Annotated in this window: 23 protein-coding genes; 8 read left to right on the top strand and 15 right to left on the bottom strand. The window is 34.1% G+C overall.

All coding sequences use genetic code 11. The features are described 5' to 3' along the window. The first annotated feature begins 134 nt into the window (after positions 1–134). On the top strand, positions 135–1,328 hold the full coding sequence (gene sucC, locus ACZIYX_RS07970; RefSeq protein ID WP_462681685.1) for an ADP-forming succinate--CoA ligase subunit beta: 1,194 nt from the start codon (positions 135–137) through the stop codon (positions 1,326–1,328). Positions 1,329–1,405: 77 nt separating this feature from the next. Beyond that, positions 1,406–1,912 (top strand): cupin domain-containing protein, encoded by a 507-nt coding sequence (locus ACZIYX_RS07965; RefSeq protein ID WP_462681684.1) that lies wholly within the window; start codon positions 1,406–1,408, stop codon positions 1,910–1,912. Positions 1,913–1,937: 25 nt separating this feature from the next. Here the strand turns inward: ACZIYX_RS07965 and ACZIYX_RS07960 are convergent, their stop codons facing one another. Both ACZIYX_RS07960 and ACZIYX_RS07955 read right to left on the bottom strand, forming a co-directional pair. Further along, positions 1,938–3,542, bottom strand: a complete 1,605-nt coding sequence (locus tag ACZIYX_RS07960) for a class I SAM-dependent methyltransferase (protein ID WP_462681683.1) — start codon at positions 3,540–3,542, stop codon at positions 1,938–1,940. 122 nt (positions 3,543–3,664) lie between these two features. Then, positions 3,665–3,928, bottom strand: coding sequence for a DUF1456 family protein (locus ACZIYX_RS07955; protein WP_462681682.1), 264 nt, complete (start codon positions 3,926–3,928; stop codon positions 3,665–3,667). 124 nt (positions 3,929–4,052) lie between these two features. Between ACZIYX_RS07955 and ACZIYX_RS07950 the strand changes: the two genes are divergently transcribed. From ACZIYX_RS07950 to ACZIYX_RS07935, 4 genes are all read left to right on the top strand, one after another. Next, positions 4,053–4,454: a TerB family tellurite resistance protein gene (locus ACZIYX_RS07950; protein ID WP_462681681.1), complete on the top strand. Its 402-nt coding sequence runs from the start codon at positions 4,053–4,055 to the stop codon at positions 4,452–4,454. 249 nt (positions 4,455–4,703) lie between these two features. Beyond that, the gene (locus tag ACZIYX_RS07945; RefSeq protein ID WP_462681680.1) at positions 4,704–5,138 is read left to right on the top strand and encodes an Hsp20/alpha crystallin family protein; all 435 of its coding nucleotides are present in this window, start codon (positions 4,704–4,706) and stop codon (positions 5,136–5,138) included. 132 nt (positions 5,139–5,270) lie between these two features. Further along, entirely contained in the window at positions 5,271–6,125 is an 855-nt protein-coding gene (locus ACZIYX_RS07940) for an SPFH domain-containing protein (protein ID WP_462681679.1), read from the top strand. A gap of 3 nt (positions 6,126–6,128) precedes the next feature. Further along, positions 6,129–6,314, top strand: a complete 186-nt coding sequence (locus tag ACZIYX_RS07935; protein ID WP_462681678.1) for a type II toxin-antitoxin system antitoxin — start codon at positions 6,129–6,131, stop codon at positions 6,312–6,314. 66 nt (positions 6,315–6,380) lie between these two features. Here ACZIYX_RS07935 and ACZIYX_RS07930 read toward each other — a convergent pair whose 3' ends face one another. From ACZIYX_RS07930 to ACZIYX_RS07920, 3 genes are read right to left on the bottom strand one after another with little or no spacing between them, the layout of a single operon-like run. Then, positions 6,381–7,001 carry a DUF2306 domain-containing protein gene (locus tag ACZIYX_RS07930; protein ID WP_462681677.1) on the bottom strand — a complete coding sequence of 207 codons (621 nt, stop codon included), beginning with the start codon at positions 6,999–7,001 and terminating at the stop codon, positions 6,381–6,383. A gap of 10 nt (positions 7,002–7,011) precedes the next feature. Continuing rightward, positions 7,012–7,770: a LytR/AlgR family response regulator transcription factor gene (locus ACZIYX_RS07925; protein WP_462681676.1), complete on the bottom strand. Its 759-nt coding sequence runs from the start codon at positions 7,768–7,770 to the stop codon at positions 7,012–7,014. Position 7,771: 1 nt separating this feature from the next. Next, the gene (locus ACZIYX_RS07920) at positions 7,772–8,851 is read right to left on the bottom strand and encodes a sensor histidine kinase (protein ID WP_462681675.1); all 1,080 of its coding nucleotides are present in this window, start codon (positions 8,849–8,851) and stop codon (positions 7,772–7,774) included. A 272-nt stretch (positions 8,852–9,123) separates the two neighbouring features. Between ACZIYX_RS07920 and ACZIYX_RS07915 the strand changes: the two genes are divergently transcribed. Next, positions 9,124–11,508: a TonB-dependent receptor gene (locus ACZIYX_RS07915; RefSeq protein WP_462681674.1), complete on the top strand. Its 2,385-nt coding sequence runs from the start codon at positions 9,124–9,126 to the stop codon at positions 11,506–11,508. Between the two features lie 82 nt (positions 11,509–11,590). Here ACZIYX_RS07915 and ACZIYX_RS07910 read toward each other — a convergent pair whose 3' ends face one another. From ACZIYX_RS07910 to ACZIYX_RS07865, 10 genes are all read right to left on the bottom strand, one after another. Then, on the bottom strand, positions 11,591–12,130 hold the full coding sequence (locus tag ACZIYX_RS07910) for a flavodoxin family protein (RefSeq protein WP_462681673.1): 540 nt from the start codon (positions 12,128–12,130) through the stop codon (positions 11,591–11,593). A 74-nt stretch (positions 12,131–12,204) separates the two neighbouring features. Further along, positions 12,205–12,528 (bottom strand): winged helix-turn-helix transcriptional regulator, encoded by a 324-nt coding sequence (locus ACZIYX_RS07905; protein WP_462681672.1) that lies wholly within the window; start codon positions 12,526–12,528, stop codon positions 12,205–12,207. A gap of 32 nt (positions 12,529–12,560) precedes the next feature. Continuing rightward, positions 12,561–12,905: a 5-carboxymethyl-2-hydroxymuconate Delta-isomerase gene (locus ACZIYX_RS07900; RefSeq protein ID WP_462681671.1), complete on the bottom strand. Its 345-nt coding sequence runs from the start codon at positions 12,903–12,905 to the stop codon at positions 12,561–12,563. 132 nt (positions 12,906–13,037) lie between these two features. Further along, entirely contained in the window at positions 13,038–14,057 is a 1,020-nt protein-coding gene (locus ACZIYX_RS07895) for an adenosine deaminase (RefSeq protein WP_462681670.1), read from the bottom strand. Positions 14,058–14,116: 59 nt separating this feature from the next. Then, positions 14,117–16,123: an excinuclease ABC subunit UvrB gene (gene uvrB, locus ACZIYX_RS07890; protein WP_462681669.1), complete on the bottom strand. Its 2,007-nt coding sequence runs from the start codon at positions 16,121–16,123 to the stop codon at positions 14,117–14,119. Positions 16,124–16,229: 106 nt separating this feature from the next. Further along, positions 16,230–18,713, bottom strand: a complete 2,484-nt coding sequence (locus ACZIYX_RS07885; RefSeq protein ID WP_462681668.1) for a T9SS type B sorting domain-containing protein — start codon at positions 18,711–18,713, stop codon at positions 16,230–16,232. Positions 18,714–18,786: 73 nt separating this feature from the next. After that, a complete protein-coding gene (locus tag ACZIYX_RS07880; RefSeq protein ID WP_462681667.1) occupies positions 18,787–21,561 on the bottom strand; it encodes a T9SS type B sorting domain-containing protein in 2,775 nt (924 codons plus the stop codon). A 77-nt stretch (positions 21,562–21,638) separates the two neighbouring features. After that, positions 21,639–22,475, bottom strand: a complete 837-nt coding sequence (locus ACZIYX_RS07875) for an ABC transporter permease (RefSeq protein ID WP_462681666.1) — start codon at positions 22,473–22,475, stop codon at positions 21,639–21,641. Positions 22,476–22,479: 4 nt separating this feature from the next. Continuing rightward, the gene (locus tag ACZIYX_RS07870; RefSeq protein WP_462681665.1) at positions 22,480–23,379 is read right to left on the bottom strand and encodes an ABC transporter ATP-binding protein; all 900 of its coding nucleotides are present in this window, start codon (positions 23,377–23,379) and stop codon (positions 22,480–22,482) included. A gap of 520 nt (positions 23,380–23,899) precedes the next feature. Then, complete coding sequence (locus tag ACZIYX_RS07865; protein ID WP_462681664.1) at positions 23,900–24,220, bottom strand: hypothetical protein; 321 nt, start codon at positions 24,218–24,220, stop codon at positions 23,900–23,902. Between the two features lie 740 nt (positions 24,221–24,960). On the opposite strand from ACZIYX_RS07865, the gene ACZIYX_RS07860 reads away from it, so the two are divergent. Then, complete coding sequence (locus ACZIYX_RS07860; protein WP_462681663.1) at positions 24,961–26,028, top strand: hypothetical protein; 1,068 nt, start codon at positions 24,961–24,963, stop codon at positions 26,026–26,028. Positions 26,029–26,274 lie beyond the last annotated feature (246 nt).

The raw sequence follows: 26,274 nt of genomic DNA, 5'->3' as shown, positions 1-26,274 counted from the left end.
AAAGACGTTTTTATAATTAGGTTGTTTTTTGGCAACTTAAATTTCTTCCGGGTTTTTTACAATAAAAGATTGGCACAGTAACTTCACTTTTGTTATTTTTGGAACTCCTATTAAAAAAGGTAAAAAATAACATTATGAACTTACACGAATATCAGGGTAAAGAAATATTAAGCAGCTTTGGCGTGCGTATTCAGCGTGGTATTGTAGCGCAAAATGCAAACGAAGCTGTTGCAGCAGCAAAACAACTTACAGCCGAAACCGGAACAGGATGGCATGTGATTAAAGCACAGGTTCATGCTGGTGGACGAGGAAAAGGTGGTGGAGTTAAGCTGGCTAAAAACCTTCAGGAAGTAGAGTCTATAGCAGAACAAATTATCGGAATGAACTTAATCACTCCACAAACTTCTGCCGAAGGTAAAAAAGTACATCAGGTATTGGTGGCAGAAGATGTATATTATCCGGGCGATAGTGAGCCAGATGAATTTTATATGTCTGTTTTATTAAATCGTGCTTCTGGTTGTAATATGATTATGTATTCTACAGAAGGAGGAATGGATATTGAAACTGTAGCAGAAGAAACTCCTCATTTAATTTTTACAGAAGAGGTAGATCCATCTGTTGGATTACTTCCTTTTCAAGCAAGAAGAATAGCTTTTAATTTAGGGTTAAGTGGTACAGCATTTAAAGAAATGACCAAATTTGTAACGGCATTATATACAGCTTATACCAAATCTGATGCTTCTTTATTTGAAATCAATCCGGTTCTTAAAACAAGTGATGATAAAATTATGGCAGTTGATGCCAAAGTGACCTTGGATGATAATGCATTGTATCGTCATAAAAATTATGTCGATATGCGCGATATTCGTGAAGAAAACCCAATCGAAGTAGAAGCAAAAGAAGTTGGTCTGAATTATGTGGATCTGGACGGAAATGTTGGGTGTATGGTAAATGGGGCTGGTCTTGCAATGGCTACTATGGATTTGATTAAACAAGCAGGTGGAGAACCAGCTAACTTTTTGGATGTAGGTGGTACTGCAGATGCAAAACGTGTAGAAACAGCTTTTAGGATTATCTTAAAAGATCCAAATGTAAAAGCAATCCTTATTAATATTTTTGGAGGTATTGTTCGTTGTGACAGAGTAGCACAAGGTGTTGTAGATGCTTATAAAAACATGGGAGATGCGATTAAAGTGCCTATCATAGTTCGTTTACAAGGTACCAATGCCGATATAGCAAAAGAATTGATCGATAATAGTGGATTGGATGTGCAAAGTGCAGTACAGTTTCAAGAAGCTGCGGATAAAGTACAAGCAGTATTAGCTTAATAAATTAACATATTTTATTTAAAAGCGATCTTTTTTAAGGTCGCTTTTTTTGTTACAGTTTTAAAAAGATGATTAGTATGAACAAAAGAGTAAAACAAATAGTACACAGGTTAGGAATGGATCCTCATCCAGAAGGAGGTTTCTATAAAGAAACCTACAGGAGCAGTGGTGTTATCCCCAAAGATATTTTGAAAAACGGATTTACAGGAGAGCGTAATTACTGCACTGCCATTTATTTTCTTCTTACATCTAATAATTTCTCGGCTTTTCATAAAATTAAGCAGGATGAAATATGGCATTATTATGAAGGATCTTCTTTGTGTGTACATGTAATAAATTTGGAAGGAAAATACATTAAATACAAAGTAGGTATGAATCTGGATAACGGTGAATTACCGCAATTAGTTGTCCCGGCAGGTTGTTGGTTTGCTTCTGGTGTAAAAAATGACAATGGTTATTCTTTGGTAGGTTGCACTGTTTCCCCCGGGTTTAATTTTGAAGATTTTGAATTAGCAAAAAGAAATGATTTGCTTCAAAAATTTCCAAAATACGAAGATGTGATAATACAATTTACCAGAAATTAATATTTTATAGATAAGATGTATTGTTTTATCTTCCTATAATATAATTAATACTTACTGTTGCCAGATCAGAATCCGGGAATTTAGAAAAATATTTTTCGTCACTTTGTAACCCTGCTTCTTTAATTACCTTAAGAAAAGAGTCGATCTCTAAAATATACTGATCAGAAAATCCATGGGTAGCATCGTATGCAGTAGCAGCAGTTTTTCCTAAATTACCAGCGGTTAATGCAGGGTTGATTGTATGTAATTCTATAACTATCAAACCAAATTTTGCAATGTAAGGCGCCCATTTTTTAAAATGATCTTTTAGGTTACATTCTACGTCGTTATTATGCAGTCTTTTTCCCCGGTAAGCAAATGCGCCTGTAGATAAGCTAGGTGTGTCTAAAAGAGAAGACGGGGTGCTCCATATTCTGTTATGATCTAAAAATGTTCTTACAGATAGCAAGTCTTTTAATTCGATAGCGTAGTTTTCTTTTAGATCTTTTTGGAGTAAATCAGGATCGCTGATATCCCCCCAAATTACCTTTGCCCAAATATCTGCCTGAATTAAATTAGCTCTGGTGACCTTTAGAGCTGCCTTGTTGTAATCAGCGCCAACTAAAAAAAGCGGATAATTATCCAAGTGCTTTCCTCTTAAGGTTTGAGTTTCTATTACTTCAAAAAGGTGAATTAAAAATGCACCATTACCACATCCCATATCCAAAATCCCTTTTGGTTGTTCTTCTAATGGTTTATTGAATAAGCTAACAATGATTTCGTCAATCTTTTTAAAATAAGTTGTATGTGCGCCTCCACTTCCCCAAACATTCATTTCTCTATCCACATGTATTTCATCCCCTGTTTTTGAATCCCATAAAATATTTGGATCCCCAAATAATAAAGTATCCATTTGTCGAAACATAGGAATATAGGAAACGGTAACGCCATAAGCAGATGCTCTTTTTGCAAAAAACAAACCTTTGTTTGTAAAAGTGTAATTGCCATTGGATTTGCTAAACCAGCCAAGATTGCTTAAAAAAGTGAGAATCGAATCAAAGCTTTCAGGAAATTTATGATATTCATCTGCACTAAAAGATGCTTCCATAAAATATTTATGAAACATTCCTCCCATTCCTAAATGTACTATTGTTGGACCGACTAAAATGCCTTCAATATGTTTTAATATTTGATTTTGAATATTTGTAATTGTAGTATTGGTGTTCAAATCTAAGTAAAAACGATTCTCGTATTTTTTAAATAGTTTTTCTAATTTTTGAAATGGTTCTAATTCAAATTTTCTGGGGTGAAATTTTGCAGAATACTCTAATAAACCAATAACATCTTTATATAAATAAAAGTGGTCAAAAGCTATTTTTGATATCTCATTAATTTTTATAATAACATCTCCGTTACTTGTTTTATAATCCAACCAGCCTTGCGCACTTAATATTCGCAAAGCTACATTCAGATATCCTTCGTTGGCATTTTTGGCAGTAGCAATTTCAGATATAGAAACCTCGGTTTTTTCAAGAAGATAATCTGTGACTTTATTTTTGTAAAGAGAGTAGGCAACAGGGGCAACAGCAATCCCGTCTAAATGATAAAAAAGTTCCTCTCTGAATAGTTGTTTTTCTGCGATAGTAAGCATGAAAATAGTTTTTGGTTGTATAGGTGCAATATGTGCACAACCAAATCTAAGCAATTATTTGGGAAACATCATTTTAAAAAAAATCAAAAAAGATATTTTTAAAATCGTAATAGTAAGATTATTTATTCAGTTTTGGTAACAGGTTTTTTTTCTTCTTTTTTGGGCATAGGACCTCTAAGATGAATTATTAAACCATTTAAAAAGTTACGCAAAATCTGATCCCCACATTCCATGTACTTTGGATGATCTTCGCTTCTGAAAAGTGCACTTAATTCACTTTTACTAACTTTAAAGTCTACTAAAGCACAGATTTTTATAATATCATCATCCCTTAGCTTGTGTGCGACTCTTAATTTTTTAAAAATATCATTATTTGTTAATCCCATTGTGCAAAGGTATATTTTTTAGACGTAAAACAAGAGTAAAATTAATATAGGAATTATTGAAAATAACAAAAGAGTAGAAGTTTACTCTAATATTTACTATTTTCGATAAAAAAGTAATTGGTTTATGTATAGTAAAGAGGAAAAATTAAGCTTGCTGTTAGAAATGATACAGTTTGCAAATGTGGATAAAAAATGGAAAGAACAAGAGTATCATTTTATTTTAGCGGTAGCTGCACAACTTAAGATATCTAAAGAAGAGGTAGATACTTTAATAAAAGAAGGGGCAGAGAAAAAAAATATACATCCGGAATCTCAAAGGATTCTTCAGTTTCACAGATTGGTATTGCTTATGAATGTGGATCAGGAAATCTCTCAAAAAGAGATTTATAAAATTAAAGATATTGGACTGCACATGGGATTACGGTCCGAGGCAATTGATACCGTTCTTGAAAAAATGCATGACTATCCTAATAAAGTAATTCCACCACAAGAATTGATATCTATTTTCACCAGATTTTATAATTAGAGATACATTGTATGTTTAGCAAATAAAAACAAACATTTGCTTAGCAGATGAGATAACCAAACAACAGGATAAAACTTGCTGTTTGGTTTTTTTATGTGATTTTGTCATTTTATTTAAATGAAATATTGACATTTTGTCACTATTCTATTGTGTTTTAATGACATTTTGTCGTTAATTTAGGATTGGAACTTAAGTTGCTATATACTCATTGAAGTTAAAAATTTAAAATAACCTTTAAAACATAATACAATGAGTTTAATAAAAAGAGCAGACAGATTACCTTTCCTTTTTGAGGATTTGTTTACTACAGATTGGCTTGGAGGAACAACTAATGTTAACAAGATAGGGTTTAATACTCCTGCGGTTAATGTAAAAGAAACTGATGAAGGATTTCAGGTAGAGTTAGCAGCTCCGGGATTGGTTAAAGAAGACTTCAATATCGAATTAGATAATGATTTACTTGTAATTTCTTCTGAAAAAAAATCAGAGAGCGAATCTGAGGAAAAAGGTAAGTATACCAGAAAAGAGTTTAGTTACACTTCCTTTAAAAGGTCGTTTACTTTACCAGAAACTGCAGATGCAAATAAAATTGAAGCATCTTATGAAAATGGTATGTTGCTAATAAAATTACCTAAAAAGGAAGAAGCAAAAGTACAGCCTAAAAGGTTGATTGAGATTTCGTAATTCGATTTGAAATTTTATTTAGTTAATTTGATTGTTATGAAAAACGCTCTTTGATATAAAGAGCGTTTTTTTATAAAATGATGTAAACTTCATTTTTTTTACGTATCATTGTGATATCAAAATGATATTATTATGAAAAATGAAAAAAATATAAAAACTAGTAATGGTTACTTAATGTTAACTGTGCTATTGTTAATTGCGATAGCCATGATAGTAGGATTAATTGTAGTAGATAGCCCTCTGTTTTTAGTACTTATTATACCAATGTTATTTATAGGAAGAGGTTTTTTTATTGTAAATCCTAATAGCTCTAAGGTAATGGTACTATTTGGTGCTTATAAAGGAACAGTAAAAAGCAATGGATTCTTTTGGGCAAATCCTTTTTATACAAAGCAAAAAATTTCTTTAAGAGCCAGAAATTTTTATAGTGAACGAGTAAAAGTAAACGATAAGATTGGTAATCCAATTTTGATTAATGTAATTTTGGTGTGGAAAGTAAGTGATACATATAAAGCAGCTTTTGATGTAGATCAGTACGAAGAGTTTGTACGTGTACAAACAGATGCTGCTGTAAGAAAACTTGCGGGTTCTTATCCTTATGATAATTTTGCTGATGGAGAACATGAAGTTACATTACTGTCGGGTATGGATGAAGTAAATGAAGCTTTAGAAAATGAAATAACAGAACGTTTGGCTATTGCAGGAATAGAGGTAACGGAGGCGAGAATAGGATATTTGGCTTATGCACCAGAAATAGCAAGCTCTATGTTAAAAAGGCAACAAGCTGTTGCTATTGTTGCAGCTCGTAAAAAGATAGTAGAGGGGGCTGTTGGTATGGTAGAAGATGCTTTGATTAAATTGTCTGCAGATAATATAATTGATTTTGATGAGGATAAAAAAGCATCTATGGTTAGTAACTTAATGGTTGTCTTGTGTGGAGATAAAGAAGCAGTTCCGGTTATAAATGCAGGAACTTTACATTCATAGTTTATGAGTAAGAAAAAATCGTTTGTTTTAAGAATAGATCCAGAAACCTTTAAGCTGATTGAAAAATGGGCGGATGATGAATTTAGAAGTGTTAATGGTCAATTAGAATGGATGATGCACAAATGCCTTAAAGATGCAAAACGATTAAAGCATAAAAATAAACCAGATGATACTTCTTTAGAGAAGTAGGAAAAAAATGATTACCATAAAAAAATGCTCTTTATATCAAAGAGCATTTTTTTTATGATGTATTACCTACAACGAACCCTCGATGTATTTAGATTTAAGTCTAATTATATAATAATGTATAACTATAAGATTGGGAATCCAACAAAGCCAGGCAACTATTTTATAGGCAATTATAAAGTCTTGAATAAGTATAACAAGTATAGGTAGCCATATTCTAAGAGTTACGGCAGCAAAACACAATGCATAACTATAGTACATCATTGTTTGATGTTGCACTATTTGAGCATTTTTAGCATGCCAGTATCCTTTTAGGGTTGTATATAACCAAAGAATGCCAAGACTAATAAACCCTAAAGAAGCTATAATTCCTCCTGTAGCAAAGAAACCAATATAGATTCCCGAAATTCCACTTATAAAAACGGTAGTCACATAGATTTTACCCATACGCTTATGTAGTTCTGACCGAGAGTTTCTCATTTTTTTATTAAACAGGATCCAGCCTATTAATAATGAAATACCTCCCAGAAAGATGTGATTATAGAAGGCTATATTCCAAGTCATATTCGCTAATAATTCGCCATCTTTTGAGGATAACAACCCAAACTTTGGAGAGGTAAAATATAAAAAAGGATAGAGACCTATTATAGTGCTTAATAGAATAAAAATGACTTGGATAATTTTTTTCATCGCTTGTGAATTAAAGATCCAACCACTTTTTAAAATTAGAAGTCCGCTCTCGGGAAACAATGATTTGATCCTCATTCACAGGCTTTAATTTCAATAATAACCTACTATTAAAATAGCTGTGAATCTCAACTACAGCTTTAACAGAAATCATAAATTTTCTGTTAATTCTAAAAAAATGAACAGGATCTAGAATATCTTCAAGTTGATCTATAGTATATTCAATAGGATATTGTTTTCCTTTGTGGGAATGTAAAAAAATAATTCCTTCGTGAGATTTAAAATAGGCAATATCATCTACATTAAATGTATTAAATTGATTTCCTACTTTAACCATAAAGCGACGTTTGTACTCTTTTGTAAACAAGTTTTTAATACGCTCGAACTTTACATCATCTGCTAACTTATCAGACCCGGTAAAACTTTTTTTGTATTTGGCAAGAGCGTTTTTCAAATCTTTTTTGTCAATTGGCTTTAGCAGGTAGTCTAGTCCGTTATATTTAAACCCCCTTATGGCATACTCGTTATATGCCGTAGTAAAAATAATGGGAGGGTGGTCTTCTAGCATATCTAAAATATCGAATCCGTATCCATCATTTAACTGAATATCCAGGAATATTAGGTCAGGAAGCGGATTATTCTCAAACCAATACCTTCCATCTTCAACAGAGGTAATTTGGCCGGCAATTTTTATTTCTGGAGCTAACTCTTCGATGAGATTTGCCAAACGCTTAGAGGCTATATTTTCGTCTTCAACAATTACAGCAGTCATTTTATGAAACTTTTACCATGGTAACTTCTTTTATGTCTTTGGTTAATAGAGGGATAGTAACTTTAAAGTAGTTATGCTCTGTTTCTATTAATACTTCTTGATTTGTATAAAAGGAATACCTCTTTTTGATATTTTTAAGTCCTAATTGTGTGGATTTTTCTTTTTGTTTTCTTACCCTTAAATTATTTTGAATAAGAATACAACTTTTTTCGATAGAAATAATGCTAATCTCCAAAGGCTTTTCTTTAGAGTAGTAATTATGCTTTAAGGCATTTTCTACAAGCATTTGTAACGATAGGGTAGGGATTACATATTTTTTTGGGTTAACCGAAATGTGAGTCGTAATGCTAAGCGCACCTTCATGTCTGATATTCATCATAAATATAAAAGAATCCAAAAAGTTTAATTCTTTTTCCAGACTAACCAAATCTTCCTCTCGATTATCTAAGATATATCGATAGCATGTTGCTAATCTGGATACAAAATCAGAAGCCAGATCCCTGTCTTGATACATTAATGATGTAAGAGTATTTAAACTATTAAATAAAAAATGAGGGCTTATTTGGTTTTTTAGGGACCTATATTTAGATGCCATTACTTCTTTTTTAAGCTTATTCATAGTGAGCTCTAGCTCTTTTTTCTGTTTCAAAGAATAATAAAAAAGATTAAAAATAATAACGGCAAAACCTAAGAGGGTAGCCCTGAAAAAATCTATTCTAAACCGTAACCAAGGTTTATAGGCATTAATTCTGCAAATATGATTAAACTCAAAAATCGCCAAATAATATAATAAGGCAGCTATAGGAATAAAAATCGCCATATTTATAGCAATAATTTTCATACCATTATTTAAATCAAGGCTTTTGCCTTGATTAGAGGTAACCTCTTTTCGTATTAACCAGTCATTGGTCTCCCAGGCAAATATGAAAAGAAAAAAGGCAGTCAAATAATAAAATAAGCTAGTCGCATCAAATCCTGTAACCTCACCGCTATGATCGATAGTCGATTTAATAAGGAAATAAACCACGTTTATAATAATAAAACGAAATGTAAACTTCTTTATATATGCTTTAGATATCATGTGTACAAGTTAATAATAGATGTATTCTTTTTAATAGTACAGGTAAAGATACGTAATGGATATGCAATAATGATTTTCAGACATATTCAATCGTTAGATAAGAAGCTGAATTGTTTTAAATAACATTTGATTTGATAATACAGGGTGCTACTTCGTTTTATACTATTCAGGCTTGTTTTTGACATTTCAAGATTAAAAATACCAATTGGATATTTAAAGCTTTAGGAGTTAAAAAAGAAATCACAGATTTGAATAAAATTAGTAATCAAATCATGAAAAAAATCACTTTTGTATTTATTATAGTATTAGGGTATATAGCTAATGCCCAAACAGGGATAATTAAAGGAAATGTAATAGATAAACAATCTGAAACTCCTTTGGTTGGAGCTACTATCGAATTATTAAATGTAGAACAAAACAACGGTGTGATTACCGATATCGATGGCTATTTTACATTAAAAAATGTGCCATTAGGCCGCCAAAGGATACGAGTAAGTTATATTGGGTTTGAGTCTATTACTCTACCCAATATAGTAGTAACTTCTGGTAAAGATGCTGTAGTTAACATTGCGCTTATAGAATCTTTTGATCAATTAGACGAAATAATTATAACTTCAGAAACCAGTAAAGCTCAGGCAATAAATAAACTTACATCGGTTTCTGCCCGACAATTTGGAGTTGAAGAAGTAACTCGTTTTTCTGGAGGCAGAAGTGATGTAGGGCGTTTGGCAGCAAATTTTGCAGGTGTTTCTTCTCCAGATGATAGTAGAAATGATATTGTAATACGAGGTAACTCCCCAGTGGGATTATTATGGAGATTAGAAGGGATACCTATCCCTAGTCCCAATCATTTTTCAACTGCAGGAACTACAGGAAGCCCCGTATCTGCACTTAATCCAAATCTCTTAAAAAATTCAGATTTTATTACATCAGCATTTCCATCAGAATATGGTAATGCAATTGGAGGGGTATTTGACCTGGGTTTTAGAAAAGGTAATTTAGACGATTATGAATTTACAGGGCAAGTTGGTGTTTTTAGCGGTGTAGAAGCAATGGCCGAAGGTCCTTTAGGGAAAAATAAAGGATCCTTTTTGGTGTCAGGAAGATATTCGTTAGTAAGTATATTAGGGATTGGTGCAGGAGGCACATCGGCGACACCAAATTATTATGATGTTTCATATAACGTAGATTTTGGAAAAAGTAAATTAGGTAATTTTTCATTGTTTGGGATTATTGGTTCTTCGGATATCGAATTTAAAGGAAATGATATTGATGAAGATGACCTGTTTGCTGCAGAAGATGAAAACTCAAGGGCAGATTCTGGTTTTGGTGTAATTGGATTAAAACATCAAATTAATATCGGTTCTTCCTCTTTTTTAAGAATAATAGCTTCCGGATCTTTTACCGGAAATGAATTTGAAATGGATCGTTTTATAAACAAAAACACTTCGCAAGAGCGTATCATAAAATATACCGAGGTGGATAATACAGAATCACGTTTTACCTTTTCTACACTTTTTAACTCAAAATTAAGTAGTAAAAGTACATTGCGAACAGGGGTTTTGGTTGAGAATTTTAAAATTGAAGCTTTACAGCGAGATCGAGAAAAACAACCGGATATTAATGGGGATGGAGATCCGGATCTATTTACTTTTATAGATATAAATGAAAATCTGAATATCATTCAACCTTATGTTCAAGGACAGTTTAGGCTTACAGAAAAATTAACTCTAAATGCGGGGATACATGGTCAATACAGTACTTTAAACGAGCAGTTTGTATTCGAACCCAGGGCAGGTCTTTCATATAAGGCAGGAAAAAATCATAACTTTAATTTCGGGTATGGATTACATCATCAACCCGTTTCTTTGCCACTACTTTTTTTGAATGAAGAAATTAACGGAGAATTAGTTCAAACCAATAAAGATTTGGATTTTGTAAGAAGCAATCATTATGTATTGGGATATGATGTAAGAATTAGTAAGGATTGGAGAGGGAAAATTGAGTTATATTATCAAGATATTGATAATGCAGCAGTAGAACCTTTTTCATCTAGCTATTCTACTTTGACAGAAGGAGCAAACTTTGGATTTGAAAATGATCGGGTGTCGTTAATTAATGAGGGAACAGGTTTTAATCAAGGGATAGAACTGACTTTGGAGAAATTTTTTAGTAATGGATATTATGGATTATTAACTACTTCGTTATTTGAAAGTAAATATAAAGGTAGTGATGGTATAGAACGAAATACACCTTTTAATAATGAATATGTGGCAAATCTTCTTGCAGGAAAAGAATTTGCTATAGGAAAAGCAAAAAAAGATGTGTTATTTTTTGATACAAAGCTAACCATATCAGGAGGGAGGTATTATACCCCTGTAAATTTGGAAGCTTCGCAATCGGCAGGTTTCCAGGTGTTAAGAGAAGATTTGGCTTTTAGCAAGCAAAATGATGACTATTTTAGATGGGATGTTAAGTTTGGGTATAAAATCAATAGTAAATCAAAAAAACGTTCCCACCAACTTTATGTAGATCTTCAAAATGTAACAAACAATGAAAATATCTTTACACGACGTTATAATCGTTTGACCAATAAAGTAGATCAGGTAGATCAAATAGGGTTCTTCCCTGATTTTGGTTATCGTTTTCAGTTTTAAACAGCATCAATTCTTTAACCCGCTTTATGTAGCAGAAAATCTATTGCATAAAGCGGGTTAAATGAAATAATTGTAGACTACATCAAGAATTATTTTTTAATTTTAATGAATTGGATATTTTTATAGAGCAAAAGATGTCCAATTCATTTTTCAGCTTTTGGGTAATTATTCCATCCTCTATCCATGTATGGATATCTCCTAAATAGTACATCCCCAGATAATTTGCAGTTTCTGTAAAAGGCATCGTAAAACCTTCTTTTAATTCAGAATCAGAGCCACAACTTATAAGGGCCATCTTTTTTTCTTTTAATTTATAACCTATCTCTTTTTCTGTTTTTAGGCAATCGGTTATTCGATCTATAAAATTTTTTAATATTCCGCTCATGGTATACCAATACACAGGAGTAGCAAAAATAATAGTATCATAGTTGTCTACAATATCTCTCATTAATGGAATGAAATCATCATTTCTATTTTTGAAATCATAATCAAAAGCACCAATGGTTTTTGATTTTAAATCTATGATATCAAATCCGGTTTTTTCTTTTATAAATAATGCTATTGTATTGGTGTTTCCATCGCTTCTTGAGCTTCCTTGTAGTATTACTCCTTTATTCTTCATTTTTAGATAATTAAATTCAGAGCAAAGCTATTTTGTTTATTTTAGTTATCCAATAAGGGGTAAATTTTGCCCTATTATAATTGATCTCCAAACTCCGTAAGTATCGTAAAAACAGAAGAAAGCTTACGGCCTAAAGAGGTCATGGAATATTCTGTTTTTTTAGGAAATTGATTAAAATCTTTTTTTTGAATAAGACCATCTTCTACCATTTCCTTAAGTTGTTGTGTCAATGCTCTTTTTGAAGCTTCAGGCAACCCTTCTTGTATATCCTTTAACCTAACAGGCCTTTTTAAAAGTTCACTTAAGATAGCCGGTTTCCATTTACCAGAAATTACAAGCAGAGTTTTTTCAATAGAGCAATCACTTTTAATTGGTATTTTACGTTGATATGAACTCATTTTTATAAAGTGATTTCATGTTAGAAATAATATTATACCATAGATTTATTACAATACGATGATTTTTCAAAATCCCTGATATTAATAGAAAGAACAGGTACATCAGGAAACATGATTTTTAAAGTGCTTATTATTTTTCTGGAAAGATTGGCTTTTTGAGCTTCATTTCTACCTTCCATAATATTACCAAATACATGAATAAAATCATCCTGAGTATTTCCTGTAGAATAATATTTAAAAGGATGAATCCGTACTTTAATATCTCCTTCGCTAAAAAGTTCTGTTGATTCTGCGGCATTGTATACTGCTTGTATGATTTCTTGAGGGGATTTTAATTGAATAATGTTCTCTGAACAATCTAATACAAAATGTGGCATGTTTTATTGCTAAAGGTAATTAATAGTACAATGGTTGAACAATTTTTTAACTTTTCGTTATTACTGAAGGCATTAGAGTTATTGTGATTTATAAAAAGAATTATGTTGAAATTCAATCTTTTTCTAAACAAATTAATTGTTTTTAAAATATTCTTCCACTTGTAGAATATTTTCTTCTTTTTTCTGATCGGTTAACCAACTTGCTTTAAAACTGTTTTTAACTAATTCTGTAATTTGTTTTTTAGAAAGGTTAAGTGCTTTGGCAATACCCAAATAATTTTCATTCATATACCCTCCAAAATAAGCAGGATCATCAGAGTTGACAGTTACCAGTAGATTTTTATCCATCATCTCAATTATTGGGTGATCTTGTAGGTCAGTTACTATTTTTAACTCCAGATTAGATAAAGGACATAGTGTAAGTGGTATTTTTAGTTCTGCTAATCGCTGAACTAGCATGCCATCTTCTAAACAGCGATTGCCATGATCGATACGAGTTACCTTAAGTAGGTCTAATGCTTCCCAAATATACTCTGCGGGACCTTCTTCGCCTGCGTGTGCGACAGTTAAAAACCCTTCTTCTTTTGCTTTTGCAAAAACACGTTCAAATTTTGAAGGTGGATTTCCTACCTCAGAAGAGTCTAAACCAACACCACTAATCCAGTTTTTATAGGGGAGAGCTTCTTCCAGGGTATTAAAAGCAGAAGCTTCATCGAGATGCCTTAAAAAAGAAAGGATCAATTTATAAGTGATTCCTAACTTTTCTTTACCATCTTTTAATGCACGATAGATTCCGTTGATAACTTTATTAAAAGGAATGCCCCGGTCTGTATGGGTTTGCGGATCAAAAAATATTTCTGTATGAACTACGTTTTGTGTATGAATCTTTGCTAGATAAGCCCAGGTTAGATCATAAAAATCCTGCTCTTCTATCAAGACATTTGCACCAGCATAATAAATATCAAGAAATTCTTGCAGGTTATTAAAACGGTATGCATTTTTTAAATCAGCAACGGTAGAGTATTTGATTTTTTTATTGTTCCTTTTTGCAATTTCAAATAGTAGTTCAGGCTCGAATGTTCCTTCAATATGCAAGTGAAGTTCCACTTTAGGTATCCCTTCGATAAATTTTTCAATGGAAATAGTACTCATAATGGTTTTGTGTTTTTATCCTGTCTAATCAATGATACTATTTTTGTGTCATAAGTAAATTATATCTTTTGATCCTGTATCTTATCTTGCAACATTTTTATCTCATCCCGTAATCGGGCAGCAGTAATAAAGTCCAACTCTTTAGCAGCTTTTTCCATTTCTTTACGAACATTTCGAACTCTGGTCTCCAGTTGTTCTTTGGTGTAATATGCTGTTTCTTCTTCTGCAGCTTTTAGTGTAGGAGCATTTTCAAAGGTATATGGTTGTATTTTTTTACCGTACAAAGCATTATCCATAGATTTTTTAATTGCAGTAGGAGTAATGCCATGTTTTGTATTGTATGCGATCTGTTTTTGTCGGCGATATTCTGTATCGTCTATAGTTTTTTGTATGCTATCTGTAATTTTATCGGCATACATGATCGCTTTACCATTTACATTTCTTGCGGCTCTACCCACAGTTTGTACTAAGGATCTCTTGTTACGTAAAAAACCTTCCTTATCTGCATCTAAAATAGCTACTAAAGATACTTCAGGAAGATCTAATCCTTCCCGTAGTAAATTTACACCTATTAATACATCAAAAATACCTTTACGCAGATCTTGCATAATCTCTACTCGTTCCAGAGTGTCTACATCACTATGTATATATCTGCATCTAATATTGATTCTGGTAAGATATTTTGCTAATTCTTCTGCCATTCTCTTGGTTAGCGTGGTTACCAGAGTACGTTCGTCTACATCAATTCTTTTTTGTATTTCTTCAATCAAATCATCGATTTGATTTAAACTAGGGCGAACTTCTATTACAGGATCTAATAGCCCTGTAGGTCTGATAATTTGTTCTACATAGGTGCCTTCACTTTTTTGGAGCTCATAATCTGCGGGGGTTGCACTAATATATATTACCAGATTTTGTATTGCTTCCAGTTCTTCAAATTTTAAAGGTCTGTTGTCCATTGCAGCTGGAAGTCTAAAACCATATTCTACTAAATTTTCTTTTCGGGATCTGTCTCCTCCATACATTGCATGGGTTTGTGGTACCGTAACATGACTTTCATCAATAATCATGAGATAGTCATCAGGAAAATAATCTAACAAACAAAAAGGTCTTGTTCCAGGTTGTCTTCCGTCTAAATAGCGAGAATAGTTTTCAATACCAGAGCAGTATCCTAACTCTTTTATCATTTCTAAGTCAAAATTAGTACGTTCTTCCAGTCGCTTAGCTTCCAGATGTTTTCCTATTTCCTTAAAATATTCTACTTGTTTACCTAAATCCAATGCGATTTGGTCAATGGCGTTATGTAATATATCGGGAGAGGTAACAAACATATTTGCAGGATAGATATTGAGTCTGTCATATTTTTCAATAATAGCATTGGTTTGTACATCAAAAGCTTCAATTTCTTCGATTTCATCTCCAAAAAAATGAATTCTAAAAGCATCATCTGCATAACTTGGAAAAATATCTACAGTGTCTCCTTTTATCCTAAAGTTTCCGTGTTTGAACTCTGCTTCGGTTCTGGAGTATAAACTTTGTACTAATTTATGTAATAAAGCGGTTCTGGAGACAAATTGTCCTGCTTGTATAGAGATTATATTTTTTTGAAACTCGGCAGGGTTACCGATACCATACAGGCAAGAAACAGAGGCTACTACCAGAACATCTCTTCTTCCTGAAAGAAGGGAAGAAGTTGCGCTTAGACGCATCTTTTCTATTTCTTCATTAATAGATAAATCCTTTTCTATATAGGTTCCGGAAGTTGGAATATATGCTTCTGGCTGGTAATAATCATAGTAAGAAACAAAATATTCTACCGCATTTTTTGGAAAAAACTGCTTAAACTCAGAATATAATTGGGCGGCCAACGTTTTGTTATGAGCCAGTATTAAAGTGGGGCGTTGTACTTTTTCAATTACATTGGCAGCGGTAAAGGTTTTTCCTGATCCGGTTACTCCTAATAAGGTTTGGTATTTCTCGTTAGATTCAATCCCATTAACGAGTTGTCGTATAGCTTCTGGTTGATCTCCTGTAGGCTTAAATTCAGATTCCAGTTCGAACTTCATGTATCTTTTCTTTTTCAGCATAAAGATAGCGAACTCCTCTTTTACTTTTTTTAAACCTATAAAAAATTATGATTTTATAAAGAATTATTTACAAGAAAGAACAAAACTAGCGAATTAGAGAAAAACTTCCGGTGATAGTTCGACCATCATCCAGAGTGACACGAAACCAATACTCGCCAGAGGGCATCATTTTACCGGCATAATTACCATCCCATCCCGGGTCTCCTGCTTTTAATTGTTTTAGAAGCTTACCGTAACGATCAAAAATAAAGATTAAAGAAGAGGGCATTACTTCTGCGGATATTCCTTTTACATTCCATGTTTCATGAAAACCATCTCCATTCGGGGTGAAATATTTAGGAAATCCAACGACAGATATTTCCTGAATTGTTACTGGAACACATCCATTTTTATCTCGTACATATACCCTGTGAAACCCCGGAGGAACATTGGTAAAAGTTGCATTGTCCTGATAAGAGCTAAGTGTGCCATTTATTTCTATTGCATACTCATAATCCCCTAAACCAATAGCATTAATGGTTACTATGTTATTATCCCTGGCATCCAGAATATCGATAGATTCTATAACAGCTACGCTGGAAGGTATGACTTCTACCGTTCTGATTTTAGAACAATTTGTAGCGATATTAGTAACTTCTACGATATACACTCCTGGTTGGTTAACTATAATAGTTTCTGTAGTTTCATTAGTAGACCAGAGAACTGTAAATTCGTTTGGGTTGTTATTTGGTAATAGCCCGGAGTCTATAGGGATACTGGTTTGATTTTGACACAGGAAATATGATGTTTCAGGTTCAATATTGGGTAATGGATTTAGAAATAACTGTACTTGATTTATCCCGAAGCATTGATTTAAATCGTTTTCTACCCTTGCAAAAACGATATCCTGTCCTTGTGTAAGTGGTGTATTATTAATAAAAGTGGTTATAGGATTTAACTCGCTTAGAGCATTTTCTATAGTTTCGTAATAAGCAATTCTTAAGTTAAACTGAGAAATTCCGCTAATAATTTGATCATTAGCCAGAGATAGATCAAATTCTCTAAAACCATCTTCATTGCCATCATCATCGCAGATGGTAATAATAGCATCACTAGCAGATGTAACACTTACTCCAAGGTCCAGAGTAGTAATTCTGAAACATCCGCTAAGATTATTTATAACCCGAACGAATAATTGCTGATTTATTGTTTTATTTTGATAATTAGTAGTGTTTGTAATAGATGGTGTACCTGTATTTGCAGATCCTATATCTTCAAAAAACAATAAGGTTCTGTTTGTAGGATCCCCTGTTATTTGATTTGTAGCTTCATTAAGGTTAAATAAAGTAATACCATCTGTTGGATCAAAATACTCGTCACATTGTATTAAGGAAACTGCATTTGCTATAGGTAATGGATTTACTTCTAAATTAAAATTTGTAAAACTAGCTATATTTACGCAAGGATGTGAAGGTTCATATTGCGCTCTGACAAATATTGTTTGTGGGTTTGTAGTATTTATAAAAGGAGTGTTTTTATCAATTACGCCTGTATTTGTGTTTGCATCGGTTTGAGACAAATGATATGTTATGATAGTTTTTCCCGGATCTAACCCATTAAGTATTTCGTTGTCTTTATCACGTAATAAAAAAGATACAGAGCCATTTGTATCATTACCATCATTGTTATTGTCACATGCTGTAAAAGGAGCAGGAGTAATTATCTGTGGGCCAGAGATGGTTATTAATTTAAAAGTATCGGTAACAAAACATCCTGTAATGGTGTTTTCTATTCGAACATATATAGTTTGATTATTTTGAAGACTTAGATACGAACTTGTTAAAGGAGAAGCATTAATACTAGCATTTTCTTCTGTGGCATGATAAGATACTAAGGTATTTGTTTGTGTTCCTAATATTGCTGCGGTATTGCTATCCAGATTAAAATAGGTTCTTCCATCTCCAGAGTCTCCAACCATATCACATTCAGTAAGATCTAGATTTGTGCTACTTGCCATGTTTACGGGGGTGTCAGGTAATATTGCAGTGCCAGTAAAAGTAAGGTCAAAACCTCCATTCCTAGAGAAATTATCTATTAAAATTATATACTCTTCTCCTGCAATAGCATCTATAAACCTTACAAATCCAGTTCCATCTTCACCCGGACCTTCACTCGAATCTGTTTCGGTATTGTTTAACCCGGTTAAAGTAGATACTCCTGCCGCTGCAGGATTGGTAGAGGAACATCGAATTGAAGACCCTAAATTAGAACAAGTAACATTTGGGCCATATATCGCAAAATCATAATCTTCATCCCTATTGGCAGATTCCGGAGTTATTGTAAAAGCAAGGGTTCCGGATTGTACGATAGTTACTTTTAGCCACAAACTTTGATTTTCTGAAAAACCACAGTCTGGAGCATTATTGGCAGATGTTGCAAAATCATTTGTGCCAACACCGTTAGAATTTAATTCTAAATTAATGTTTCCGCACACAATAATTGCATTAGAGCAATCGGTAGGTTCGTTTTGCGAGAAAATAGTAAAAAAAGTGAAGGTAAAGAGTAGTGAAAAGAGTAGTTTTTTTTTCATTTAGGGTGTTTATATCATCGACGAATATACTAATAAATAGATAACTAGATTAAAACCTATTTAAAAAACTAAACTATCGAATTAGAGAAAAACTTCCGGTGATAGTTCGACCATCATCCAGAGTGACACGAAACCAATACTCGCCAGAGGGCATCATTTTACCGGCATAATTACCATCCCATCCCGGGTCTCCTGCTTTTAATTGTTTTAGAAGCTTACCGTAACGATCAAAAATAAAGATTAAAGAAGAGGGCATTACTTCTGCGGATATTCCTTTTACATTCCATGTTTCATGAAAACCATCTCCATTCGGGGTGAAATATTTAGGAAATCCAACGACAGATATTTCCTGAATTGTTACTGGAACACATCCATTTTTATCTCGTACATATACCCTGTGAAACCCCGGAGGAACATTGGTAAAAGTTGCATTGTCCTGATAAGAGCTAAGTGTGCCATTTATTTCTATTGCATACTCATAATCCCCTAAACCAATAGCATTAATGGTTACTATGTTATTATCCCTGGCATCCAGAATATCGATAGATTCTATAACAGCTACGCTGGAAGGTATGACTTCTACCGTTCTGATTTTAGAACAATTTGTAGCGATATTAGTAACTTCTACGATATACACTCCTGGTTGGTTAACTATAATAGTTTCTGTAGTTTCATTAGTAGACCAGAGAACTGTAAATTCGTTTGGGTTGTTATTTGGTAATAACCCGGAGTCTACGGGGATACTGGTTTGATTTTGACATAGATAATAAGTTTTTTCTGATTCTATATTCGGTAATGGGATAACAAATAAACGAATACGGCTTATCCCAAAGCATTCCCCGCCATTATCTTCTGCTTTTGCATAAATAATATCATCACCTTGAGAGTTTTGTGTTGTATTGGTATATGTAGTGATAGAGTTTCTGCTAAGTAAAGCATCTTCAATATTTTGGTGATAAGTAATTGTTAGACCGGTATTCGTTATTCCGGATAGTATTTGTGTGTCTGCCTCGCTTAGATTAAAGGTAGTGAAACCATCTTCGGTACCATCCTCATCACAGACTCTTAGCTCGGCATCATTTATACTTGTAGAGCTTACTTGTAAAGTTAGTGTAGTTATGTCAAAACAATTAGTGTTATCATTATTAATAACGCGTACATATATCTGTTGATTATCCTGGCTATTAATAAAAGCATCTGCAGAATCAATTTGTGGGTTTCCTAATTGTGCAGAGGCTAAATCCATAAAAAATTGTGTGCTGTAATTATTATTTCCACCGATAAGCTGATTGTTTGCGCGAGATAAATCAAATAAAGTAATATTATCTCCTGTTGTTTGATATGCATCACATTGTGTTAATGTCGAAGGGATGCCTGTTGGAATTTCGAAAAAAGTTGCATTAGCAACACCAATTAAAGAGCAACTACCATCATTTAAATCTACTTCGAGCCTGTAATTCGCAGTGGTATTAATATCTAAAAAGTTTGTGGCGTTTGTTATAGGAAGATTATTAATAAACCAAGTGTAAGTAGCACCGGGGATATTCGTGTAAGATAATCGATAAATGTCTCCTTCACAAAGAGAAAGGTTAACATTATTGGGGTCTCCATTGTTGATAATATCAATGTTTTGAGCAAAAATAGATTGAATAAAAGGAGGTAGACCAAGAAGGGAACCCCTAAAACCATCTGTGTTTACTTTTATCCCTTTTTCATTATAGATTATATTTGAAGCTGGTTCTTCAGGGTTTTCTATAATGCCAAGATAGTCTCCCTTTTGAGTGTTTATATTAAGTAAAGTTCTATAAATTTTACCATCTGGCCCAAGTTGTATTGCGCCAGAGATAAAAGGAAAAGCATTTTGATTGTTTGTATTACGTATTCGTGTACCACTCGCGGCAATTTGATTATTGGGTAAAGAAAGGTCGTATTGCATTATATAACTATGTCCGTTTCCTGCATCTCCAATATCCATAGTGGTATATAATTTTTGCCCGGTTTGGGAAAACTCTATTCCGTATGGGGAATCCCCATTGCTTAATTCGATTTCGTTGCTAATGGTTCCTGTACTAGTATTAAAATCATAAAGCAAAACTTTCCCGGGACCATCACCTCCGGTAACCGTTGCAATACCAAAATGGGCGACCGCTAATTTATCTCCTTCAGGAGAAGCCTTAATATATCCACGGGCATTGCGCCTATATCCAGAAAGGGGTACTGTAACACCTTCCCGGGAGATAACTGGTGTTGTGTTAACACCAGTTTGATCTACTTTAAAAGCGTAAAAAGTATCTACAAAATGAGTAATAACCCAAAAAGAGTCACAGTCATCACTTTTTACAGCAGTAATTTTTTCTGAACACTTATATAAATCTTCTAATCTATTTGCAGGGTTATAAGTAAGTAAAGGTATGTTTTTCTGTCCGTTAATTACTGCACCATTACCACTATTTAAGTTCATGTCTACAACAGTAAACATAACACCATCATTGATGCCATCCCCATCCAGAGTAGTTGGGTCATTGTCGGCATTATCATGATGAGGTTCGTCTACCGTAAATACGATATAGATATTTGGTGTATTTGGTTGTGGAACAATTAATGCAGATGAGGTGCTGGAAGGATCTCCTTTAAGCCCAACACCATTTTGCATTATAGCATGGGTTCGATCCCAAATCGTAATACCATCTGTATAAAATTGCAAGTTTCCTGTAGGATCTGATATTGTAGTGCATCCTTCCAGAGTATCCACCCTTCCATTGGTTAGTGCAGTAGGAGGAGTGGTATTAAAACTTATCCCGGCATTCATCCCAAAATACCAATTGTTAGCTTCTCCTTGACCATACATTGAAGTATAGTTAAGAAAGAAGACAAAAACAATTATGCATAGATATCTCATGCTATTAAGCTCTGAGATCAAATATATTATAAATCTCTCTTTTTGAGTAGCCTGTAAGAAAGATTTATGAAAATTGTAGTCCAAACCAGCACGATTAGAATTTCATACCAGTGTACAACATAATCCCTGTGTAAAGATTCGCCTAATTGATTAGCGGCAGATTGAATAAAATTTAATCTGCTAAAAGGTTCACTAATTAGATTAGACATAGATTCTAAAGGAAAGAACTGTACAATGTTATCTGCTATTTGAGTACCCTTAAATATCTTAAATTTTAACAAGGCAAAAATAATGTTTTCGATTATCCACCAGATAAACAGAAATCCAAGAGCAAAAGCAGATCGTTTTACCAAAACTCCCAGAAACATACAAAAAGCAAAGAACCCGAGTAGTTTTATGAAATAAGCAAGAACATATTCTAAATCAGAAAACACAATAGAAAATTCATTATAATCTGAAAAGCTTAATCCTAAAATGAAGGAGACAATAAATAGAAACAGGGTAGAGATTATTGCAAAAACTCCTACAGTAAGAAATTTAGATGCTATAAACTCCTTTTTACTTAATCCATCGATTAGATTTTGTTTTAGTGTTCTATGACTATATTCATTCGCCATCATAGAAACTATAACAATTGCCAAAAATAATTTTGACCATGCAGCAATATAGGTGTTGAAATGCCATATATAAGGAAAATTAAAGATTCCTTGATCGGCAATTCTAAAATGAACTCCTGCAAAATTAAACTCTATAGATGCAATTAGGGCTATAAAAGTTATTAATACAAAATAAGTTATGACAATTATTTTGGCAGCTTTATTATATTTTAATTTTTGAAATTCTATAGTAAGTAGTCGTAACATGGCTTTAGTTTAGATTGTTGGTTAATTGTAGGAACTGTTCTTCCAGGCTTTCTTTTCGTTTTACAATGTGTGTTAGAACGATCCCTTCCTTAAATAGTTGCCTGTTAAGACTCTCTGCATCTAATTCATGCGCCAAAAATGCAGTAATTTTATCTTCTTCTTCTTTAAAGTTTTTAAAATCTTTATGTTTAGATAACCATTCTTTTAATATAGAGTTTTGGTTACTTTTAAGTTCAAAAAAACCATAGCTGGCGTTCATCTCATCTACACGACCAGAGTATAGTTTTATCCCTTTTCTTATGATTACGACATGGCTGCATACTTTTTCAACTTCATCTAATAAATGAGATGCTAAAAGAATAGTAGTTCCTTGAGAGGCAATTTTTTTGATAATCTCCCTGATTTGGTGAATTCCCTGAGGGTCTAAACCATTAGTTGGTTCATCCAGAATTAAAATCTCGGGATCATTTAACAGGGCAGATGCTATAGCTAATCGTTGTTTCATACCTAAAGAAAAAGTACTAAACTTACTGTCCTTTCGATCTAGTAATCCCACAATTTCTAATTTTTCTTCAATTTTTGGAGAAGAAACTCCTTTTATTTGGCACACTAATTTAAGATTTTGTGCAGCAGTCATATAAGGATAAAAGTTAGGACGCTCAATAATTGCTCCAACCTTTTTAAGCGCATCGTGTGTAGAAGTATTACCATCAAACCAGGTAAACTCACCAGAAGTAGCATTAACTACATTAAGTACAATACCAAGGGTGGTGGATTTGCCACTACCGTTAGGTCCAAGTATACCGTATACATTTCCTTTTTTTATAGAAAAAGAAAGATCTTTTACAGCCGTTAAAGAGCCAAACTTTTTAGTAAGGTTTTTTATAGTGAGAATGTTTTCCAATTGTGAATGTTTTTGGCGGTTATATTAAACAAGACGATGAATATTGGTTTTTGTTACAATTTTGTTAGAAGTTTGAGGTCGGGTGTCGGGTGTCGGAAGTTGGGTGTCGGAGGTCGGAAGTTGGGTGTGTCGGAATGTCGGGAGTAAAGCAAACTTCCGGCATTGGTCTTCGGACTTCCAGCATAATTCAAAAAATCCAGAGGTCGGGTGTCGGGTGTCGGGTGTCGGAGGTCGGGTGTCGGAAGACGGAAGTCGGGTGTCAGAAGTCAGAAGCCTGAGGTCGGGAGTCAGGAGTAAAACAAACTTCTGGCATCGGTCTTCGGACTTTCAGCATAATTTAAAAAATTCAGAGGTCGGGTGTCGGAGGTCGGAAGTTGGGTGTGTCGGAATGTCGGGAGTAAAACAAACTTCCGGCACCGGTCTTCGGACTTCCAGCATAATTCAAAAAATCCAGAGGTCGGGTGTCGGGTGTCGGAGGTCGGGTGTCGGGTGTCAGAAGTCAGAAGCCTGAGGTCGGGAGTCAGGAGTAAAACAAACTTCTGGCATCGGTCTTCGGACTTCCAGCATAATTTAAAAAGTCAGATGTCAGGTGTCCGAGGTCGGGAGACGGGTGTCGGAAGTTATCCATCCCTGATATAGGTTGACCACAAAAACGTGAAATATACTTTTGCCCGACAGTAAATACTCTTTTTTTAAACGTAAGTGTATATTTTCTTACTGTAAATGCTTGTTTTTTGAGTGCAAGTGCTATTTGATGATATCCGGGCTTCGAGAGCTGCATCCTACCATGGGTTACCACAAATCCTGAGCTTCGAGAGTCTCCACCTGCTATGTAATCCATATAAAAATATGCCTTTAGAATGCCTCCTGCCCTTGATATACTTGCTCCCGGCTGCCGGGAAGATACTTTTAAGTGCCGGGAAGGGATATTACACTGCCGGGAAAGGGTTTTGCAGTGCCGGGAGAGTAATACTAACCGCTGGGAAGGGCCTCTATACTTACGGGAATGGTGAACATACCTACGGGAAGCATTTTTAAGTGCCGGGAAGGGTCTCTATACTTACGGGAAGGGTAAACATACCTACGGGAAGCATTTTTGATTGCCGGGAAGGGGTTTTGTCCAACCGGGAAAAGGTTTTATAGTGCCGGGCTTTGTTTTTGAGTATCTAAGGTCGGAGGTCGGAGGTCGGAGGTCGGAGGTCGGAGGTCGGGTGTCAGAAGTCCGAGGTTGGGTGTCGGGTGTCGGAAGTCCGAGGTTGGAGGTCGGGTGTGAAGTCCGAGGTCGGAGGTCGGGTGTGAAGTCGGAGGTCGGAGGTCGGGTGTGAAGTCCGAGGTCGGGAGACGGGAGTCGGGAGTAAAACAAACTTCCGGCACCGGTCTTCGGACTTTCAGCATAATTTAAAAAATTCAGAGGTCGGGTGTCGGAGGTCGGAAGTTGGGTGTGTCGGAATGTCGGGAGTAAAACAAACTTCCGGCATCGGTCTTCGGACTTCCAGCATAATTCAAAAAATCCAGATTATTTAAAATCTTCATTTTTTACAATTCGAAATTTGTAAATTGCTTTTTCTACAGAAAGTTACTATGGAAGAAAAGTTGATGTCTAAAAAAAAACCTACGTATCCTATAAGTGATAAATTAGATGCGTATTTAAAAGAATATAATCGTAAAATCAAAATACCTGTGTTTTATGATGATCTGCTACGGTTTTCTGGTTCTATAGTGGTGTATGATAGTAATGATGAAGACACGTTGTGGGTGCGGGTGTATTATGAAGAGCATGAAAGAGTGGAGCTAGAGTCTAGTCTTAAAAAAGTGTATACTATTTTGCATTCTGATGGTAATGAAGATGCGATAGAGTTTTTGAATATTGATGCTATAGATTATTGTACTTTTGGAAATTCTAAACCTTTTAGGATAAAAGTTAGAAATATACTTAACGACAATTATACTTATATCTATGTAAAAAAGGCAGATGCTTCGCGAATCTATGGGTTAGAATTAGAACACATGTTTTCTCCAAACAGGATTAATTTTTTGGTATACAAAAACACATTAATAGAAGAACATATTGCAGGGATTGCAGGAGATATATTTATTAAAGATTTTTTGCCAGACCTTAGTGACCAGGCTAAATCTCAAATAGCCAAAGAATTTGTGAAATTTAATGAGCGTTGTCAATTACGATTACTTGGGGATATGAGATCTTATAACTATGTGATTGTACCTATTCATGATTTTGATCATGTAGAATATAAAATAAGGGCTATTGATTTTGATCAGCAGTGTTTTGAGGGGAAATTGAAAGTGTATCAGCCACAGTTTTTTAAAGAAAATTTTAATATGGTTGCTGTTGTAATGAGCAGGTTGCAACCAAGTTCTATAGAGCAATATAAAAAAGAAGAACGTTCTATTTTGGCAAAACGAATACTCACGTCTAGAGATCGTTATGAAGTTCTTATCGAATGTATGTGTGTAGATACTATTTCTACAAAAGAAAATATTAAAGAACTACGAGAGCATTTGTATAATTTTACTTTGGATTTAAAATTTCGACGTAGTATATCTATGGGGGAAATTTTAAAGACAGCAATGGATTTTGTACGGCGTAATTATGAAAATGTAAATATGAAACGGTTGTTAGAAGGGTGATAGAAGACGGGTGATGGAAGACGGGTGTCCGAAGACGGGTGATGGAAGACGGGTGTCCGAAGGTTTTTGCCCCTGACCTCTGACCTCCGTCTTCTGACACCTGACTTTTTACTATTTTAAGTTATGCTAGAAACCCGAAGAGCGATGCAGAACTTTGTTTTTGCCACCGACCTCGATCTTCGTACTTCCGTCACCTGACTTTTTACTATTTTAAGTTATGCTAGAAACCCGAAGAGCGATGCAGAA

The organism is Aquimarina sp. (genome assembly GCF_977115655.1).
The sequence above is the reverse complement of the archived record's forward strand: the minus strand, read 5'-3'. Positions and strand labels throughout refer to the sequence as shown.

What these genes read in the sequence shown, in the direction of transcription:
- ACZIYX_RS07910 (WP_462681673.1), bottom strand. Translation starts at nt 12,130, where the DNA reads ATGAAGAATAAAGGAGTAATACTACAAGGAAGCTCAAGAAGCGATGGA.
- ACZIYX_RS07915 (WP_462681674.1), top strand. Translation starts at nt 9,124, where the DNA reads ATGAAAAAAATCACTTTTGTATTTATTATAGTATTAGGGTATATAGCT.
- ACZIYX_RS07955 (WP_462681682.1), bottom strand. Translation starts at nt 3,928, where the DNA reads ATGGGATTAACAAATAATGATATTTTTAAAAAATTAAGAGTCGCACAC.
- ACZIYX_RS07875 (WP_462681666.1), bottom strand. Translation starts at nt 22,475, where the DNA reads ATGTTACGACTACTTACTATAGAATTTCAAAAATTAAAATATAATAAA.
- ACZIYX_RS07920 (WP_462681675.1), bottom strand. Translation starts at nt 8,851, where the DNA reads ATGATATCTAAAGCATATATAAAGAAGTTTACATTTCGTTTTATTATT.
- ACZIYX_RS07945 (WP_462681680.1), top strand. Translation starts at nt 4,704, where the DNA reads ATGAGTTTAATAAAAAGAGCAGACAGATTACCTTTCCTTTTTGAGGAT.
- ACZIYX_RS07865 (WP_462681664.1), bottom strand. Translation starts at nt 24,220, where the DNA reads ATGGATTACATAGCAGGTGGAGACTCTCGAAGCTCAGGATTTGTGGTA.
- ACZIYX_RS07940 (WP_462681679.1), top strand. Translation starts at nt 5,271, where the DNA reads ATGAAAAATGAAAAAAATATAAAAACTAGTAATGGTTACTTAATGTTA.
- ACZIYX_RS07860 (WP_462681663.1), top strand. Translation starts at nt 24,961, where the DNA reads ATGGAAGAAAAGTTGATGTCTAAAAAAAAACCTACGTATCCTATAAGT.
- ACZIYX_RS07965 (WP_462681684.1), top strand. Translation starts at nt 1,406, where the DNA reads ATGAACAAAAGAGTAAAACAAATAGTACACAGGTTAGGAATGGATCCT.
- sucC (WP_462681685.1), top strand. Translation starts at nt 135, where the DNA reads ATGAACTTACACGAATATCAGGGTAAAGAAATATTAAGCAGCTTTGGC.
- ACZIYX_RS07960 (WP_462681683.1), bottom strand. Translation starts at nt 3,542, where the DNA reads ATGCTTACTATCGCAGAAAAACAACTATTCAGAGAGGAACTTTTTTAT.
- ACZIYX_RS07885 (WP_462681668.1), bottom strand. Translation starts at nt 18,713, where the DNA reads ATGAAAAAAAAACTACTCTTTTCACTACTCTTTACCTTCACTTTTTTT.
- uvrB (WP_462681669.1), bottom strand. Translation starts at nt 16,123, where the DNA reads ATGAAGTTCGAACTGGAATCTGAATTTAAGCCTACAGGAGATCAACCA.
- ACZIYX_RS07895 (WP_462681670.1), bottom strand. Translation starts at nt 14,057, where the DNA reads ATGAGTACTATTTCCATTGAAAAATTTATCGAAGGGATACCTAAAGTG.
- ACZIYX_RS07935 (WP_462681678.1), top strand. Translation starts at nt 6,129, where the DNA reads ATGAGTAAGAAAAAATCGTTTGTTTTAAGAATAGATCCAGAAACCTTT.
- ACZIYX_RS07905 (WP_462681672.1), bottom strand. Translation starts at nt 12,528, where the DNA reads ATGAGTTCATATCAACGTAAAATACCAATTAAAAGTGATTGCTCTATT.
- ACZIYX_RS07900 (WP_462681671.1), bottom strand. Translation starts at nt 12,905, where the DNA reads ATGCCACATTTTGTATTAGATTGTTCAGAGAACATTATTCAATTAAAA.
- ACZIYX_RS07950 (WP_462681681.1), top strand. Translation starts at nt 4,053, where the DNA reads ATGTATAGTAAAGAGGAAAAATTAAGCTTGCTGTTAGAAATGATACAG.
- ACZIYX_RS07880 (WP_462681667.1), bottom strand. Translation starts at nt 21,561, where the DNA reads ATGTATGGTCAAGGAGAAGCTAACAATTGGTATTTTGGGATGAATGCC.
- ACZIYX_RS07930 (WP_462681677.1), bottom strand. Translation starts at nt 7,001, where the DNA reads ATGAAAAAAATTATCCAAGTCATTTTTATTCTATTAAGCACTATAATA.
- ACZIYX_RS07925 (WP_462681676.1), bottom strand. Translation starts at nt 7,770, where the DNA reads ATGACTGCTGTAATTGTTGAAGACGAAAATATAGCCTCTAAGCGTTTG.